Raw genomic sequence first — 358 nt, 5'->3', positions numbered from 1 at the left:
ATATTATCCTACCCTTCCTCCTCTCCCTTCTATTTTTTCTCCTCTTTTCTTTTATTCCACTGCATGCTTATATCCCATCCCTATTATCCAATCCAACTCTACCGCCTCTCTTCTCCAATCCAATCCACCCCAACAACATCAACTACCAACACATCACCTTTCCCCCACCAGATCCCACCCCCACCATCCACCCATCCTATATTCCTCCTCACAACACTGCCACCAAAACCATCATCTTCACTCACCCATATCCTCCCAATCCCGAAGAAACATCCCTACCTATCTACCATCTCGCCCACTATCCCCATCAACTCGGGTTCAACCTCGTAATCTTCCATTACCCTTTTGCCTCCCAAGT

The 358-nt window shown here is 47.2% G+C and carries 1 protein-coding gene; it reads right to left on the bottom strand.

The genetic code is table 11. The features are described from left to right. Positions 1-98: 98 nt before the first annotated feature. Positions 99-245, bottom strand: coding sequence for a hypothetical protein (locus tag FS628_RS31590; RefSeq protein WP_186328025.1), 147 nt, complete (start codon positions 243-245; stop codon positions 99-101). Positions 246-358 lie beyond the last annotated feature (113 nt).

It is taken from the genome of Paenibacillus xylanexedens, from assembly GCF_007676705.1.
GTDB lineage: Bacteria > Bacillota > Bacilli > Paenibacillales > Paenibacillaceae > Paenibacillus > Paenibacillus xylanexedens_C.
This window is presented reverse-complemented; position numbering and strand designations above follow the sequence as displayed.